General features: G+C 51.5%; 17 protein-coding genes, 4 tRNA genes, 1 pseudogene and 1 riboswitch (1 of these 23 only partly in view). Of the genes and pseudogenes, 20 read left to right on the forward strand and 2 right to left on the reverse strand.

Annotation, left to right across the window (positions count from 1 at the left end):
* The 4 genes from ACYC56_RS06050 to ACYC56_RS06065 all read left to right on the forward strand — a co-directional run.
* The coding region (locus tag ACYC56_RS06050; RefSeq protein WP_461373283.1) for an AAA family ATPase at positions 1 to 755 on the forward strand (755 nt) is incomplete at its 5' end.
* An 80-nt stretch (positions 756 to 835) separates the two neighbouring features.
* Positions 836 to 2,191, forward strand: a complete 1,356-nt coding sequence (locus ACYC56_RS06055) for a CpaF family protein (RefSeq protein WP_461373284.1) — start codon at positions 836 to 838, stop codon at positions 2,189 to 2,191.
* Positions 2,188 to 3,141, forward strand: coding sequence for a type II secretion system F family protein (locus ACYC56_RS06060; RefSeq protein WP_461373285.1), 954 nt, complete (start codon positions 2,188 to 2,190; stop codon positions 3,139 to 3,141). The genes ACYC56_RS06055 and ACYC56_RS06060 overlap by 4 nt, the downstream gene beginning before the upstream one ends.
* Before the next feature lie 20 nt (positions 3,142 to 3,161).
* Positions 3,162 to 4,094 carry a type II secretion system F family protein gene (locus tag ACYC56_RS06065; protein WP_461373286.1) on the forward strand — a complete coding sequence of 311 codons (933 nt, stop codon included), beginning with the start codon at positions 3,162 to 3,164 and terminating at the stop codon, positions 4,092 to 4,094.
* Between the two features lie 55 nt (positions 4,095 to 4,149).
* Here ACYC56_RS06065 and ACYC56_RS06070 read toward each other — a convergent pair whose 3' ends face one another.
* Positions 4,150 to 4,803, reverse strand: a complete 654-nt coding sequence (locus tag ACYC56_RS06070) for an SGNH/GDSL hydrolase family protein (RefSeq protein WP_461373287.1) — start codon at positions 4,801 to 4,803, stop codon at positions 4,150 to 4,152.
* Positions 4,804 to 4,931: 128 nt separating this feature from the next.
* Positions 4,932 to 5,118, forward strand: a riboswitch (cobalamin riboswitch).
* 117 nt (positions 5,119 to 5,235) lie between these two features.
* Between ACYC56_RS06070 and ACYC56_RS06075 the strand changes: the two genes are divergently transcribed.
* The 12 genes and pseudogenes from ACYC56_RS06075 to ACYC56_RS06130 all read left to right on the forward strand — a co-directional run bounded on the left by ACYC56_RS06075 (position 5,236) and on the right by ACYC56_RS06130 (position 11,585).
* On the forward strand, positions 5,236 to 6,015 hold the full coding sequence (locus ACYC56_RS06075) for an energy-coupling factor ABC transporter permease (protein ID WP_461373288.1): 780 nt from the start codon (positions 5,236 to 5,238) through the stop codon (positions 6,013 to 6,015).
* A complete protein-coding gene (locus tag ACYC56_RS06080) occupies positions 5,996 to 6,400 on the forward strand; it encodes a hypothetical protein (RefSeq protein WP_461373289.1) in 405 nt (134 codons plus the stop codon). The genes ACYC56_RS06075 and ACYC56_RS06080 overlap by 20 nt, the downstream gene beginning before the upstream one ends.
* Positions 6,390 to 7,175 (forward strand): cobalt ECF transporter T component CbiQ, encoded by a 786-nt coding sequence (gene cbiQ / locus ACYC56_RS06085; RefSeq protein ID WP_461373290.1) that lies wholly within the window; start codon positions 6,390 to 6,392, stop codon positions 7,173 to 7,175. The genes ACYC56_RS06080 and cbiQ overlap by 11 nt, the downstream gene beginning before the upstream one ends.
* A gap of 3 nt (positions 7,176 to 7,178) precedes the next feature.
* The gene (locus ACYC56_RS06090) at positions 7,179 to 8,048 is read left to right on the forward strand and encodes an energy-coupling factor ABC transporter ATP-binding protein (protein ID WP_461373291.1); all 870 of its coding nucleotides are present in this window, start codon (positions 7,179 to 7,181) and stop codon (positions 8,046 to 8,048) included.
* Positions 8,049 to 8,198: 150 nt separating this feature from the next.
* A complete protein-coding gene (locus ACYC56_RS06095; RefSeq protein WP_461373292.1) occupies positions 8,199 to 8,624 on the forward strand; it encodes a c-type cytochrome in 426 nt (141 codons plus the stop codon).
* Positions 8,625 to 8,818: 194 nt separating this feature from the next.
* Positions 8,819 to 9,235: a type II toxin-antitoxin system VapC family toxin gene (locus ACYC56_RS06100; protein WP_461373293.1), complete on the forward strand. Its 417-nt coding sequence runs from the start codon at positions 8,819 to 8,821 to the stop codon at positions 9,233 to 9,235.
* Positions 9,236 to 9,302: 67 nt separating this feature from the next.
* Entirely contained in the window at positions 9,303 to 9,869 is a 567-nt protein-coding gene (locus tag ACYC56_RS06105) for a flavin reductase family protein (protein WP_461373294.1), read from the forward strand.
* A gap of 162 nt (positions 9,870 to 10,031) precedes the next feature.
* Complete coding sequence (gene trxA / locus ACYC56_RS06110) at positions 10,032 to 10,352, forward strand: thioredoxin (protein ID WP_461373295.1); 321 nt, start codon at positions 10,032 to 10,034, stop codon at positions 10,350 to 10,352.
* A 41-nt stretch (positions 10,353 to 10,393) separates the two neighbouring features.
* Positions 10,394 to 10,594, forward strand: a complete 201-nt coding sequence (locus ACYC56_RS06115) for an FmdB family zinc ribbon protein (protein WP_461373296.1) — start codon at positions 10,394 to 10,396, stop codon at positions 10,592 to 10,594.
* Between the two features lie 236 nt (positions 10,595 to 10,830).
* On the forward strand, positions 10,831 to 11,028 hold the full coding sequence (locus ACYC56_RS06120; protein WP_461373297.1) for a hypothetical protein: 198 nt from the start codon (positions 10,831 to 10,833) through the stop codon (positions 11,026 to 11,028).
* Positions 11,029 to 11,040: 12 nt separating this feature from the next.
* Positions 11,041 to 11,268 (forward strand): annotated as a pseudogene (locus ACYC56_RS06125) (thioredoxin family protein); the annotation flags it as partial.
* Between the two features lie 29 nt (positions 11,269 to 11,297).
* The gene (locus ACYC56_RS06130) at positions 11,298 to 11,585 is read left to right on the forward strand and encodes a metal-sensitive transcriptional regulator (protein ID WP_461373298.1); all 288 of its coding nucleotides are present in this window, start codon (positions 11,298 to 11,300) and stop codon (positions 11,583 to 11,585) included.
* Positions 11,586 to 11,594: 9 nt separating this feature from the next.
* On the opposite strand, the gene ACYC56_RS06135 is transcribed toward ACYC56_RS06130, so the two are convergent.
* Positions 11,595 to 12,836, reverse strand: a complete 1,242-nt coding sequence (locus ACYC56_RS06135; RefSeq protein WP_461373299.1) for an Nramp family divalent metal transporter — start codon at positions 12,834 to 12,836, stop codon at positions 11,595 to 11,597.
* A gap of 211 nt (positions 12,837 to 13,047) precedes the next feature.
* Between ACYC56_RS06135 and ACYC56_RS06140 the strand changes: the two genes are divergently transcribed.
* From ACYC56_RS06140 to ACYC56_RS06155, 4 genes are all read left to right on the forward strand, one after another.
* A tRNA-Gly gene (locus ACYC56_RS06140) sits at positions 13,048 to 13,120 on the forward strand.
* A 53-nt stretch (positions 13,121 to 13,173) separates the two neighbouring features.
* Positions 13,174 to 13,248 (forward strand) — tRNA-Cys (locus tag ACYC56_RS06145).
* Positions 13,249 to 13,257: 9 nt separating this feature from the next.
* A tRNA-Val gene (locus ACYC56_RS06150) sits at positions 13,258 to 13,332 on the forward strand.
* Positions 13,333 to 13,360: 28 nt separating this feature from the next.
* Positions 13,361 to 13,368 (forward strand) — tRNA-Val (locus ACYC56_RS06155) (it continues 63 nt past the right edge of the window).

The raw sequence follows: 13,368 nt of genomic DNA on the forward strand, positions 1-13,368 counted from the left end.
CGGTCATTACCGTATTCAGTACGAAAGGCGGCGTTGGTAAGACGGTTCTTTCTACGAATATCGCCACTTCGATCGCACAGCGCACGGATTATAAGGTGGTGTTGGTCGATCTTGACCTGCAGTTCGGGGATGTGGGGATAGCTATGGGCTTAAGCCCTGAAAGAACCATGCTTGAGTTTGCCGACCATCTTGTAGAAATCGATGATGAGAAAATCGACGAGCTGCTTGTAAAGCATGAGAGCGGTGTGAACGTGCTGCTCGCGCCAAAAAACCCCGAATCGGCCGATCTTATCTCCGGCGAGTGCGTGGGTTCGATCATGTCGGCGCTCAGGAATTATGCGGATTTCATCATCGTCGATACTCCTGCATCGTTTAACGACAACGTGCTTGCTGTATTGGACACGACAGATGAGATATGCATAGTGCTTACCATGGACATGCCGGGCGTCAAGAATATAAAACTTTGCCTGAGGACACTGGGTGACCTGCGGTATTCGCGTGAAAAGCAGCGCCTGGTGATAAACCGTGTCGAGAGCAATGTCGGCCTGAAGGTAAGCGAGATAGAGAAAGTCCTCGGGATGCGCTCTATCGCGAGGATAGAGTCGGATAAGGCGGTGCCTCTTGCGGTCAACAAAGGGGTGCCCGTCGTGGTCGACGCGCCAAAACTTCCTGTTAGTAAAGAACTCGAAGATCTGGCGCTCTTCTATGTAGGCAAGTACCAACCCGACTGGGTTGACCTGCGCAAGATCAGCTAGGGCAGCTAAGGCGCAGAGAAAGATTTTGCTGAAGGCCGGGGGCCGACAGCTGATTGGTCTTAAGAAAGGATTGGTAACACATGTCACTTCATCAACGGCTTAACGAGGCGAGGGCCGCCGCGGAGGTACCTGAAGTTCCAAGACGACAGATCCTCGATGAGATAAACAAGCGGATTCATCACCAGCTGATCGAGGCGCTCGGCCCCGAGCTTTACGATAGGGCGACGAGCAGCGATGAGTTGAGGATAAAGGTAGAGAACCGGCTGAAGGATTTGATCTCAATCGAGCCGACCCAGATCTCACCGGCCGAGAAAAAACGGCTCATCGATGAGATAACGAACGATGTCCTCGGGTACGGCCCGCTCGACCAGTTTCTTAGGGACCCGGAAGTAACCGAGATCATGATCAACGGCGCCGAGACGATTTACATCGAGCGTTTCGGAAAGATAGAGCTTTCCAAAGAAAAATTCCTGGACGACATGCACCTTCGCAGGATTATCGACAAAATCGTCGCGCAGGTGGGGAGGCGCATCGATGAGAGCGTGCCGATGGTCGATGCGAGGCTGCAGGATGGCTCCCGTGTTAACGCGATTATCCCCCCGCTTGCGATAGGCGGACCGACATTGACGATTCGAAAGTTCTCAGCCGATCCGTTTAAGGTCGAGGATTTGATCAACTTCGGTACGATAACGCCGAAGGTCGCGATGTTTATCGAGGCGTGCGTTCGCGGTCGCTTGAACGTTATCGTTTCCGGCGGTACCGGTTCGGGAAAGACGACGACGCTTAACGTGCTCTCATCCTTTATCCCGACAGACGAGAGGATTCTCACCATCGAGGATGCGGTTGAGCTGCAGCTTCATCAGGACCACGTTATACAGCTCGAGTCGCGTCCGGCGAATATCGAGGGGAAAGGCGAGGTGGCAATCCGCGACCTTGTTAGAAACGCTCTTCGTATGAGGCCGGACCGTATAGTTGTCGGCGAGGTCAGGGGTGGTGAGGCGCTTGATATGTTGCAGGCGATGAATACCGGTCACGACGGCTCGCTCTCTACGGTGCACGCCAATGCCCCGCGTGACGTGCTCTCGAGGCTTGAGACCATGGTATTGATGAGCGGTATGGAGCTACCCATCAAGGCGATCAGGGAGCAGTGCTCCTCGGCCATCGATCTCATTATCCAACAGGCGCGCCTTCGCGACGGCACCCGCCGCATTACGCATATAACCGAAGTGCAGGGCATGGAGGGCGATATCATTACGTTGCAAGACCTCTTCCTCTTCGATTTTTCTATGGGTCTTGATGAGAGCGGTAAGTTTAAGGGCAAGCTCAAATCAACCGGTATCCGCCCGAAATTTACCCAGCGGTTGCAAGACCAGGGTATATCGCTTCCGGCTGAGGTCTTCCAGTTCGAGTATATCGGAAGGGGAATGGCGTCATGATGAAGTGGATTCTCGGCCTTTATTTTACGGGGTTTTTCTTCTTCGCATTCGCGATGCTCCTGATACGGTCGCCGATTCGCAAATTCTTCGGGCGGCAGGTTGAGAAGTATATTAAGTTTACGAAAACCGACGACGAGCCGCAGGTATCGGCACGTTTAGCCCTTATAAAGTTTATCGATATTATCTCACCGCTAATCAGCGGCAAGTCATTTGCGATGAACCTGCAAAATATGATCGACCGGGCGGGGATACCGTTAAGGGCATCCGAGTTTGTCTTTTTCCACGGGTTGGCCGTGGTGGCGGCGATGGTAATAGGATATACGCTTGCGGGACCCATCGGCGTGATAGGGCTGACGGCTATCGCTATCGGGCTTCCGGTTTTCGGGCTAAAACACGTAAAACGCAAGCGGGAGAAGAGATTTCACGAGCAGCTCCCCGACACATTGTCGCTAATAGCGGGCGCTTTGAAAGCGGGGTATAGCTTTTTGCAGGCGGTCGATATGACGGTGAAAGAGACGTCGCCGCCGATGTCGGTTGAGTTTAACCGGGTGCTCACCGAGGCCAGGTTGGGTCTTCCCGTCGAGCAGGCCCTTGATAATATGGCAACACGTATGGATAGCAACAACTTTAACTGGACGGTTATGGCCGTCAAGATCCAGCGTGAAGTCGGCGGTAACTTGGCGGAGATACTTGAGATTCTGGCGGATACCATAAGAGAGCGCGACCGGGTTTCGCGGCAGATAGACGTGCTTACGGCCGAAGGGCGGCTCTCGGCGCTGATACTGTTTATACTACCGTTTGCCGTAGCGCTGCTTCTCGCGATAATCAATCCCGGCTATTTAATGCTTTTATTCAATCACCCGCTGGGTTTAGCGATGTTGGTGGTCGCGGCCTTGATGCTTGTCGCGGGTGGGTTCTGGCTGAAGAAAGTCGTAAATGTCGAGGTATAACCGGTAAGGGAGGAAATACGATGATAACCATTGTCTTGATGCTATCGCTTATATCGCTGTTCACATCCGTATTCCTGATCAGCATGTCTGCGACCGTAGCTACAAGCAACAGGATGTCGGTGAAAAGCTCGCTAAAGAAACTGGATATTTACGGAGACGTCTCCGCGGTTGAGGACGAGCTGTCCGAGCCATTTTTAAACAGGATTATCATGCCCTTTATGAAGACCTGTATGGGGATCGGCAAGAGGCTTACACCGGCAGGCTTTTTGGAAAACATCAGGCACAGGCTGGTTCTCGCCGGGATGTCCAGGGATTTTGATACCGATAGATTTCTGTCATATAAAGGGTTTTGCTTGCTCGGGAGCGCCGCGCTGGCGGTTGTATTTATCACGTTTTCCGGAAGAAGCGCCGCCCAGGTATTGCTTAGCGTGCTATTTGTCGGATTGTCTTTCTTCCTGCCGGATATCTGGTTGAGCCGAAAGATGGCGGCACGGCAAAAGGGGATAAAACTCGCCCTACCTGATACGCTTGATCTCTTAACTATTAGCGTCGAGGCGGGCCTAGGCTTTGATGCAGCGCTACACAAAGTGGTAAGAAATACTACGGGGCCGCTCTCGGAGGAGTTTTACCGCCTGCTTCAAGAGGTACAGCTCGGCACGTCACGCGGCGAAGCATTTAGAAATCTGGGGGAGCGTACTCAAGTCGACGAACTCGGCTCATTTATCCTGGCCATGCTTCAAGCGGAGGTTTTCGGTATCAGCATCGGAAAAGTCCTGAGAATCCAGGCGAAAGAGTTACGAATCAAGCGCCGCCAGCGCGCCGAGGAAATGGCCCAGAAAGCGCCGGTAAAGATAATATTCCCGCTGGTAATTTGCATATTTCCGGCGATTCTCGTGGTTATCATGGGCCCGGCAGTCATCCAGATCTATGAATCGATTCTTAAATCGCTTTAAAGCAGCGAGTAGCGAATGGCGATTAGCGATTGGGTGTGGGTCGAGAGAGTGGGTTTTAGTTCATGAAGAATTCGAACAGGGTTTCGGCCACTACCTGGGCGCCGTGTTTGTTAAGGTGGACGCCGTCTGCGGTGAGGTGGAACTCCTTATTAGGTTCTTCTTCGACCAACTTTTCCAACCGGCTCTTAAATGCGCGGTTGACATCGATAAGCTGGCATCCTTTGGCTTCGGCCAAATCCCGTATAGCATCGTTTACCAGCGCGAGCTTCTCGACGATATCGGCGCTCAGGGCGCCCTCAACCGATGTTGTCGTGCAGAGCGCGACATTCTGGATGTCTCCCCTGATCGCATCTATGAGGCTCGTGTAATTGCTCTTGAAGTGCTCGACCAGATGGCGGTAGGCATGTGACCTGCGATCCGGCCCTTCCATGGAGAGGCGGGTCATAATAATCGACTCGTAAAACACATCGTTGATCCCGACGAGGACCACCACCCAATCCGGTCCAAGCGTAAGAACATCGTCCTCAACACGGCGGACAAGGTCGTCGACCATGTCACCGTCTCTGCCCGCGTTTACGAAGTCGAAGCGGTTGTCGATTGAATGCTCGGCGAATAACTTTTTCAGCGCGTTTATATAGTTGCTGCCAAGGTTAGCTTTGGTTATGCTATCCCCGAAGAATACTACTATCTGCTCGTCATCCAGCTTCATGGTGGTTCCTATCTAATATATTGGTGCGTTTGTAAAGAATTTTCCACTTTTACGAGTATTGTAAGCATCCCGTCACGGTAACACAATTTCCGCTGTAATGGGTATATACTCGCCTGAGTAGTGTGATTTTGCGCTTGGCTATATCGTGTGATATACTGGCGCATAGTCAGGGAAGCTGGTGAAAGTCCAGCGCGAGCCCGTCACTGTAACCGGGAAGTAAGCCACGGTATGCCACTGGTTTCGTTCGAAACTGGGAAGGCGTTGGTAAACGTTAGATCCGGAAGCCAGGAGACCTGCACATTCACGTAACGACCACTCTCGAGGCCTGGGGTGGATACTAAGAGTCGTAACGGCGTTAGTAATCCCGGTTATCAAGTGGCCGGGATTTTTGTATTTTGGGGAGATACCAGCTTAAGGGGCTAAGGGACGATCATGAAAAGACGGTTGGCCGTTATTTTGGCCGCGTTGGCAGCTGTCGCGATAACTCCGGCGCCTGCGTTTGCGATGCACATCTCCGAGGGGATACTCCCCTTACCATGGGCCGGTTTGTGGTTCGTGGTGGCGTTGCCGTTTGTGATTAAAGGTATCTCTGAGATCAAGAAGAGCAGTGAGCGGATAGCGGCATTCGTTCCCCTTGTGGGTATGGTGTCGGCGGCCGTTTTTATTGTTTCCGCCATGCCGGTACCGGTGCCGACCGCCGGTACATGTTCGCATCCGGCCGGAACAGGGCTTGCGGCGATTTTAATAGGGCCGTTTGCCACTGTGGTTGCCGCGTCGGTAGCTCTCTTGATACAAGCCCTGTTCATGGCACATGGGGGCTTAAGCACCTGGGGTGCAAACCTCTTTTCGATGGGCATCGTCGGGACGTTCTCCGGTTATCTGGTATTTAAGGTATTCGTAAAGTTGCGGGCTCCATTGCCGGTTGCGGCATTTCTCGCAGGCTTGCTCTCCGATTGGGCGACCTACGCGACCACATCGTTTGAGCTGGCTTCGGGACTGGCCGGCAAGGCATCATTTATCACGTTATTTAAGGCGATATTTATCGCGTTTATTCCAACACAGCTTCCTCTCGGAATTTTGGAAGGATTTGCCGCCGCAGGGTTTTTCACCTATGTCCTTAAGCGCAGGCCGGATATTCTGACAAAGCTCGGTATAATTGCTAGTAAACCGATTGTTCAGGAGGGTGAGGTTTATGAAGAGGCCGCTTACTAAAAGTGCCGTGAGCGTCCTGTACGCAGCGGGAGCCACATGGCCGGGAGTCGATGAATCTGTTGTCGAGCGTTATGCAAGCCAAGCCGGGCATCCTGCAACCAAGCCCCTTATCGATACCGATCAGGGAGACCTTCTTTTGTTTGTATTCCTGCTGGCAGGCCTTGTGGCGGGTTTTATTATTGGATATTACTGGCGAGCCTTGTTCAAAGGCAGAATCCCAGAATCTAAAATGCGGCAATCTGAATATAGAGTCCAGATTCCAGGGGCCGGAATTCGGAATGAAGAGCAAGGAACACACGCGGAAACTATAGTGCATATGCTTCAGCCGGGCGCAGAGGAAAGCGAATCCGCTGGATTTGATGGTGGAGCAGGATATGAGAAGTAGTAGCATTGAACTCTTCTCGGATTATTTTGCGCAATCGGAGAATGTGTTTACGGCGATCGATGCGCGCGTCAAGCTGGTCTTCATAAGTATAGCGCTAGCGCTTGTCCTTATAGGTCACAGCATCGCCGTTTTACTGATAGTGCCGGTTCTCTCAATGGGGGCGCTTATTTCGGTAAGAATCCCGCCCAAAACGATTCTTGCGCGACTTGCCGGGTCGCTGTTGATGGCCGCAATAATTTTTATCCTGCAGGCATTCGTTTACGGGAACACGCCGTTTCATGTACTTCACGTTGGAGGCCTTCATCTGGTAATGTACCGGGAAGGGATCGGTCGGGGAATGCTCATCGCGGGCAGGGTGCTCGCGGGCACATCGCTCATGATACTATTCAGCATGACCACGCCTATCAACAAGATTCTCGGGGCGTTGAAGTATTTCCGGGTACCCGACGGATGGCTTGAAGTCACGGCATTCACATACCGGTATATTTTTGTTTTTATAGAAGAAGCGCAGAGCATCATGGATTCACAGCGATTGCGACTGGGCTACAGCGGCGTCAGGACGGGGCTGAGATCGTGGGGCACGCTGGTCGGGTCGTTGTTTACCAGGGTGTACGACCAGGCAAATGCGACGCATGAGGCGATGATCATCCGAGGGTATAACGGCACGCTACACATAAAGCTGCCGGATCACATTGCGCCGCGAGATACAAGCGCGGGTCTTTTGCTGGCAGTCGTGTTGCTGATTATGGCGCTGGCAGGTTTCTATTGGGGGTAGGTTGTGCCGTATTTAGAGATACAAAACATCTCATACAGATATGAAGACGGAACAAATGCGCTTGACGATGTCTCGATATCTATTACAAAGGGTGAGTTTGCCGGGCTCCTTGCCTCAAACGGCGGCGGCAAGACCACCTTGCTCAAAACCATTGTCGGCCTGATCGAGCCGGCGACTGGCGCAATCCTTCTCAACGGCAAACCACTCAGCAAATTGCGCCGTAAGGAACTTTCGACTACGATCGGACTGGTGTTTCAAAATCCCAACGACCAGCTTTTTGCCTCGACCGTGGAAGAAGATATCGCCTTTGGCCCTAAAAACATAGGGCTAAGCGATGATGAAGTCGAGGAGCGGGTGAGAACTTCGTTAGACCTGGTCGACCTTACTCACCTTGCGAAAAAACCCATCCACCACTTAAGTTTCGGCCAGCAGAAACGCGCCTGCATCGCGGGTGTTCTCGCGATGCGACCGGATATTCTCTTACTCGATGAGCCGACGGCGGGACTCGACCCCAAAAGCGAGTCCAACCTGTTGCATGTCCTGGGCAGGTTAAACAAGGAGGCCGGGGTCACCGTTATTATCGCAACGCATATGGTCGACCTCATGCCGCTTTTTGTCGATCACATCTACGTTTTAAAGGACGGCAAGCTGTCGATCGAAGGCACGCCCGAAGCGGTGTTTTCCAGCACTGAAGTCATGGAAGAAGTGGATTTGAGGCTGCCCTATATAACCTATCTGGTCGAGGAGCTAAAGCATAAAGACCACCTACCGCTGGACGAACTTCCCCTCACAATAAAAGACGCCAGGAGCAAGCTGGTATCGCTTATCCAGGAAGATATTCTCGAAGCGCATAGCAAAGAAGAGATATTTTAGCATAGAACCGCTAAATTATTACATTTAGGATTGATAATTTGTGAACAAGTACTAGCGTTGGCAAGCACAATGCGGTAATTTATATATAGCTATTAGTCACATTAATTACTAACCGGAATTAATGCATACGGCAAGCGAGGAGGGAATCTTTTGAAACTAGAAAAAGAGAACAACAAGAACTGGATGAGCATTCTGGTACTTTTCCTTCTGGCGGCCCTCGCGAGTTTTATGATTGCAGGTTGCTCGGGAGGTGGCGCAGAGAAAAGCGCAAGTGAAGGGGAAGAAGGTTCGGGGATAGCCAAACAGGAAGAAGCCCAGGAATCACGGGTAAAAGACGTTAAGGACGCTTCGCAGCTCTATATCGACAACTGCGGCGCTTGCCACGGGCACGATGGAAGCGGCACCGTCGGCCCCTCTATCAAAGCGATGGCGCTTACCATCGAGAAGATCAAGCAGCAGATCGAGATCGGCACCAAAAGCGGCCAGGATGTCGTAATGCCGGCGTTTAAGGGCGGAGAACTTTCTGATGAGCAGATCAATATCATCGCCAGCTACGTAAAAGACAAACTAAAGTAAGCCTCAAGGGGCAATTATTTCTGGATAGCAGCGAATAGTAAAATAGTAAATTACGAAAAGACGTAGGACGGAGCCAAGCTCCGTCCTGCTTTTATGTGCGCTACAGGCTTCGGCAACAAGCCGTTCCGCCTCACGGTTACGCCAGCTCGTAAACGGGAAAATCTTGATGGAGAGCTGCGAGTTAGGAGAAGCCCGTGTATCTAGTGGATTCGTCGGTTATTCTAAAATGGTTTCTGTCGGATGAAGAGGCGGCCGATAAGGCGGCAAGATTATACAGGTCGATGGTGGCGGGTGAGACGGAGCTAGGCACCGATAGCTCCGCAATACATGAAGTGGCCAATGTGCTGTACGCTAAAGCGGGTTTTGATGCGCTGCGGGTCATGGAAGCGGTCGCACAGATTTTTAACGATGGCCTGGTGCTCATCAGCTCTGACGAGAAATCGCTGGTTGATGCTATAAAGATAGGCTTGATCAAGAAGATCGGAACGCACGACGCTGTCTTGATTACAGCCTCCATAAAAAGCAAATCGATGTTGATGACGGCCGACCATTATCTTTTCAAGGTCGCCCAAGAATTTACCGATGCCAGATTACTGCAAGATATGGGGTGATTTTGGGAATAGACTGGATAGAAGTAGTGCTTTAAGTCCTTTAGGTATTCGATGTAGGGGTGATAGTATGGCTAAGAAGCTCGTTTCAGGCATCATAGGGTTGCTTCCGCTTCCGTTAACCCTGGTAACCGTTGCAAATAGCGAAAATGTTCCCGACATATTCACATGCACATGGATTGGGGTTCTATGTACCGACCCGCTCTATGTCGGCGTCGGCATCAACGCTTCTAATTACGCGCACTCTCTGATAGAGGATAATGGCGAATTTACCGTTAATATCATGGAGGAGGGCTTCGAGAGGGAAATCGATCTTCTTGGGAGGTTGTCCGGACGGGATGTCGATAAGTTCGAGCAGGCGCGCCTCACTGCGGCTCCTGCAAAAGAGGTTAAGGCGCCGACCGTACTTGAGGCCTCGATCAGCATCGAGTGCAAAGTCCAGGAAGTTCTACGCTTGGGCACCCATGACTTCTACGTCGGTCGCGTCGTGGCAACTCACGTTGAAGAGCTGGTTCTCAAGGATGATAAGCTTAACGTTGAAGCCCTCAGACCGATCGTTTTCGCGGCCGACGCATACTGGGCACTCGGGCGAAAAATAGGCCAAATGGGTGAGACCGGTCGGTTGCGCGCCGGCTAGAAATTTGATACATTAGCCTTACTGCCAGCAATAATATCTGCGTTGACCGTTAAATTCCGCCAGGATACGCTGATATATACCTTCTTGATTAAAAAATAGCAAATTACTATTGACAAAAATACCCCTGGGGGGTATAAATAAACAAAAAGGAGTGATTGGTTGATGTCAGAGAATATCGTTAATATAAGTGACGCTCAATTTGATTCCGAGGTATTGAAATCGGATAAGCCGGTAATAGTCGATTTTTGGGCTCCCTGGTGCGGGCCGTGCAAGATGGTCGGACCACGGCTCGAGGAGATCGCTAAAGAGTACGATGGAAAGGTAAAGATCGCCAAGATCAACGTCGACGATGAGCGCGAGTGGGCCGGTAAGTTCGGCGTAATGAGCATCCCAACCCTTATGCTTTTCAAAGACGGGCAGGCGGCAGGCCAGATTATCGGCGCAGTTCCGAAAGAAGAAATCATCCGCCAGTTCGGCCTTTAAATTTAGTTTAAGCCGGTCCTACCGGTACGATTGGAGGTAACATGCCAACTTATCAGTTCTTTTGCGACGATTGCGGCAAAGACTATGAATTTTTCTTAATGAGGATGGTCCGCGATACAGACAAAGTATGCCCTAGCTGTGGGGGCGCCAATGTGCGCCAGGTCTATCGCGATTTCTTCGGATATACAGCAACAGGTCGAGCGGCCAGCGGCGGCGGTTGCGGAACCGGCGGCTTTAGCTGAGGAGGATAAGCACACTCGGGCCGGAGGCCGGAGTGATGACATAAACCCCGCGCAAGCGGGGGCTGGGAATATTTAAGGCCCTCTTAGGAGGGCCTTTGTTGTTAAGCATACTTACCGAACATGAATATCCGCACTAAGCGAGTTGTGCTATACTGTGCCTGCCAACGGTATCATGGTATACTATGGTGTGTAGCAAGCAGTATTCATCAAGGTAGGTTTGATGAAAGGAGATTATTTTGTCGGAAAGAAAGACCGTATTAAAAGTACTAGGAATCGTTGCCGTAATCGGGCTCTTGCTTATTTTAGTCGCGGGCTGCGGGGGCAATGCAGCCACCGAGAGCAAGCCGGACCAACAGGTCAACGTACAGCAGAACTCGACACAGCAGACCGTTGTGAAAGGACCGCGGGTGCTGTTGTTCTCGGCAACCTGGTGACCGTCCTGCAAAAAGATAAAGCCGCTAGTTGAGCAGGCTAAAAACGAGTACGAGAGTAAAGTCCCGTTTGATCTTTATGATGTAGATAATCAGGCCAACGCCGATATGGCCAACAAATACGGCGCACAATACATCCCGACACTTGTGTTCATCGATAAAACCGGAAACGTCGTGGACAAGATTGTCGGCGAGACGAGCAAAGAAAAACTAGACCAGAGCATTAAGAAGCTCATTGATTGATAGTATTCAGAAAATAGAGAGGTGAGGGCATGGCAGATTATAATCGTGAGGAAGAGGCCAAACGTATTATAACGAGGCTGAAAAGGCTTGAGGGCCAACTTCGTGGTCTCCAGCGATTAGTCGAAATGGGTGAGGATTGCGAAAGCGTGCTCACGCAATTTGCGGCGGCGAAAGGGGCGTTTCAGCGGGTAGGTGAGATTATTCTAGCCAGCACGATTCGTAATTGTGTTGAAAAGGAATCTAACGACAAGGCCCCCTCCGAGAGCATTGAATCGGCCATTGCTCTTTTTGAGCAGTACGTTAGACATCTCCAGTAGTGATTTGTTCTATAAGACAAAGAATAGAATAGCTGCGGCGGTCATCGCGATGACAGTGATGATGGCGATACTATTAGTTAGGAGACCATTTACGTGGTTTCCTAATATTTTCTTGTTGTTTGCGATAAGCGTGATCACTATCAGTAGCGCCGGCGTGATGATGCCGACTATTACCTGTGAGTAATAAAGCGCTTGGATAGGGCTTATATTAACAAAATCGATCCCCGTTCCGATCAGGACCGATAAGACAAGGATGCCGTAGAAACCGGGCGCGCGCCTGGCACGTAGGCTTAATCCCTCGGGCCAATCAAAGAGTTCGGCGACAACGTAGGCGGTTGAGCCGGCCAGCACCGGTATCGCCAATAATCCCGAGGCGATGATACCTATAGCAAAAAGCAGGGTGCTTGCGCTCCCCGCGATGGGCTTGAGCGCCTCCGCAGCCTGCGCCGCCGTCTCTATGTTGGCGATGCCGGCTTGGTGAAGGGTCGCAGCTGTCGTCAAGATGATGAAATAGAACACGATATTGGCAAACAAAAAGCCGAAATCGACCTCGATAAGGCGCTCGCGAAGCATCTTTTGAGAGAATCGTTGGCGCTTTTCGGCCTTGAGCTCCTCGATTTCCTGTGAGGTCTGCCAAAAAAATAAGTATGGGCTTACGGTCGTACCGAATACCGCAACCAGCGCAGTGAGGTGCGCCTTGTCAAAGTTAAGGGTCGGAATAAACGTGTGACGCAGGGCTTGCGACCAATCCGGATGGGCGTAAAACCCGGCGAGTATATATGTTACCAATACGAGCAGGACCCACTTTAGATATCGCTCAAATAGCTTGTAGCTCACGAATATCTCGATAACTGCCGTAAAAAAGGCGATTACTATGACAAGAACGGCAATCCGCAGCCTGGGCACCAGAAGGTTGATGGCAGAAGCCATACCTGCAAGGTCGGCGCCGATCGTCACAATGTTCGATACAAGCAATACGATAACGCTGATTGCCACGACAGGGAGCCCGCAGTTCTCTTTAATCACCCGCGCAAGGCCTTTCCTGGTCACTAGACCGATTTTGGCGGACATGACTTGCACGGCGATGATAAGAGGCAGTGTAAACACGCTCAGCCATAGCAGATCGTATCCTGTGGAGGCGCCGGTTACGGAATAGGTCGATATGCCCGCCGGGTCGTTGTCCGATGCCCCGGTGATGACACCGGGCCCTAAAAACCGCAAAAATGCTCGGATACTATTAACGGCACCCATAGGGATATCTTCCCTCGCTCAGGGAGCGACAAACGCGCAATGAACGCGTTCTGTATAAACAGAGCGGTTAGGCTTGTAAGACCGCGGTTTTAGTGGTATTATCCATCAGGTACCAACCTGTGATGGTTTTGGATATACAGGCAAAAACGGCGTCGATTACGCCGTCGGATTTGCAGAAATCCGAAATTAATGGTAAAATTTTTTTCGCAGTGCGGATGTAGCTCAGTTGGTAGAGCACGACCTTGCCAAGGTCGGGGTCGCGAGTTCGAGTCTCGTCATCCGCTCAATAGTTTGGGAGGGAACTCTTTGGGGAATGTTCTCTCCCATATTTATCAATGGCGACGTGGCCGAGTGGCTTAGGCAATGGTCTGCAAAACCATGTACACCGGTTCGACTCCGGTCGTCGCCTCCAATTCAATAAGGGCGCTTAGCTCAGGGGGAGAGCACTTCCTTGACACGGAAGGGGTCGTTGGTTCAAATCCAACAGTGCCCACCATTGAAATTGAAGCCCCCGGCCACGCGCCGGGGGCTT

The organism is Candidatus Aquicultor sp., assembly GCF_054640775.1.

Excerpts from the sequence above, each read along its gene's own strand:
- ACYC56_RS06055 (WP_461373284.1), top strand. The coding sequence starts at position 836 with ATGTCACTTCATCAACGGCTTAACGAGGCGAGGGCCGCCGCGGAGGTA.
- ACYC56_RS06060 (WP_461373285.1), top strand. The coding sequence starts at position 2,188 with ATGATGAAGTGGATTCTCGGCCTTTATTTTACGGGGTTTTTCTTCTTC.
- ACYC56_RS06065 (WP_461373286.1), top strand. The coding sequence starts at position 3,162 with ATGATAACCATTGTCTTGATGCTATCGCTTATATCGCTGTTCACATCC.
- ACYC56_RS06070 (WP_461373287.1), bottom strand. The coding sequence starts at position 4,803 with ATGAAGCTGGATGACGAGCAGATAGTAGTATTCTTCGGGGATAGCATA.
- ACYC56_RS06075 (WP_461373288.1), top strand. The coding sequence starts at position 5,236 with ATGAAAAGACGGTTGGCCGTTATTTTGGCCGCGTTGGCAGCTGTCGCG.
- ACYC56_RS06080 (WP_461373289.1), top strand. The coding sequence starts at position 5,996 with ATGAAGAGGCCGCTTACTAAAAGTGCCGTGAGCGTCCTGTACGCAGCG.
- cbiQ (WP_461373290.1), top strand. The coding sequence starts at position 6,390 with ATGAGAAGTAGTAGCATTGAACTCTTCTCGGATTATTTTGCGCAATCG.
- ACYC56_RS06105 (WP_461373294.1), top strand. The coding sequence starts at position 9,303 with ATGGCTAAGAAGCTCGTTTCAGGCATCATAGGGTTGCTTCCGCTTCCG.
- trxA (WP_461373295.1), top strand. The coding sequence starts at position 10,032 with ATGTCAGAGAATATCGTTAATATAAGTGACGCTCAATTTGATTCCGAG.
- ACYC56_RS06115 (WP_461373296.1), top strand. The coding sequence starts at position 10,394 with ATGCCAACTTATCAGTTCTTTTGCGACGATTGCGGCAAAGACTATGAA.
- ACYC56_RS06130 (WP_461373298.1), top strand. The coding sequence starts at position 11,298 with ATGGCAGATTATAATCGTGAGGAAGAGGCCAAACGTATTATAACGAGG.
- ACYC56_RS06135 (WP_461373299.1), bottom strand. The coding sequence starts at position 12,836 with ATGGGTGCCGTTAATAGTATCCGAGCATTTTTGCGGTTTTTAGGGCCC.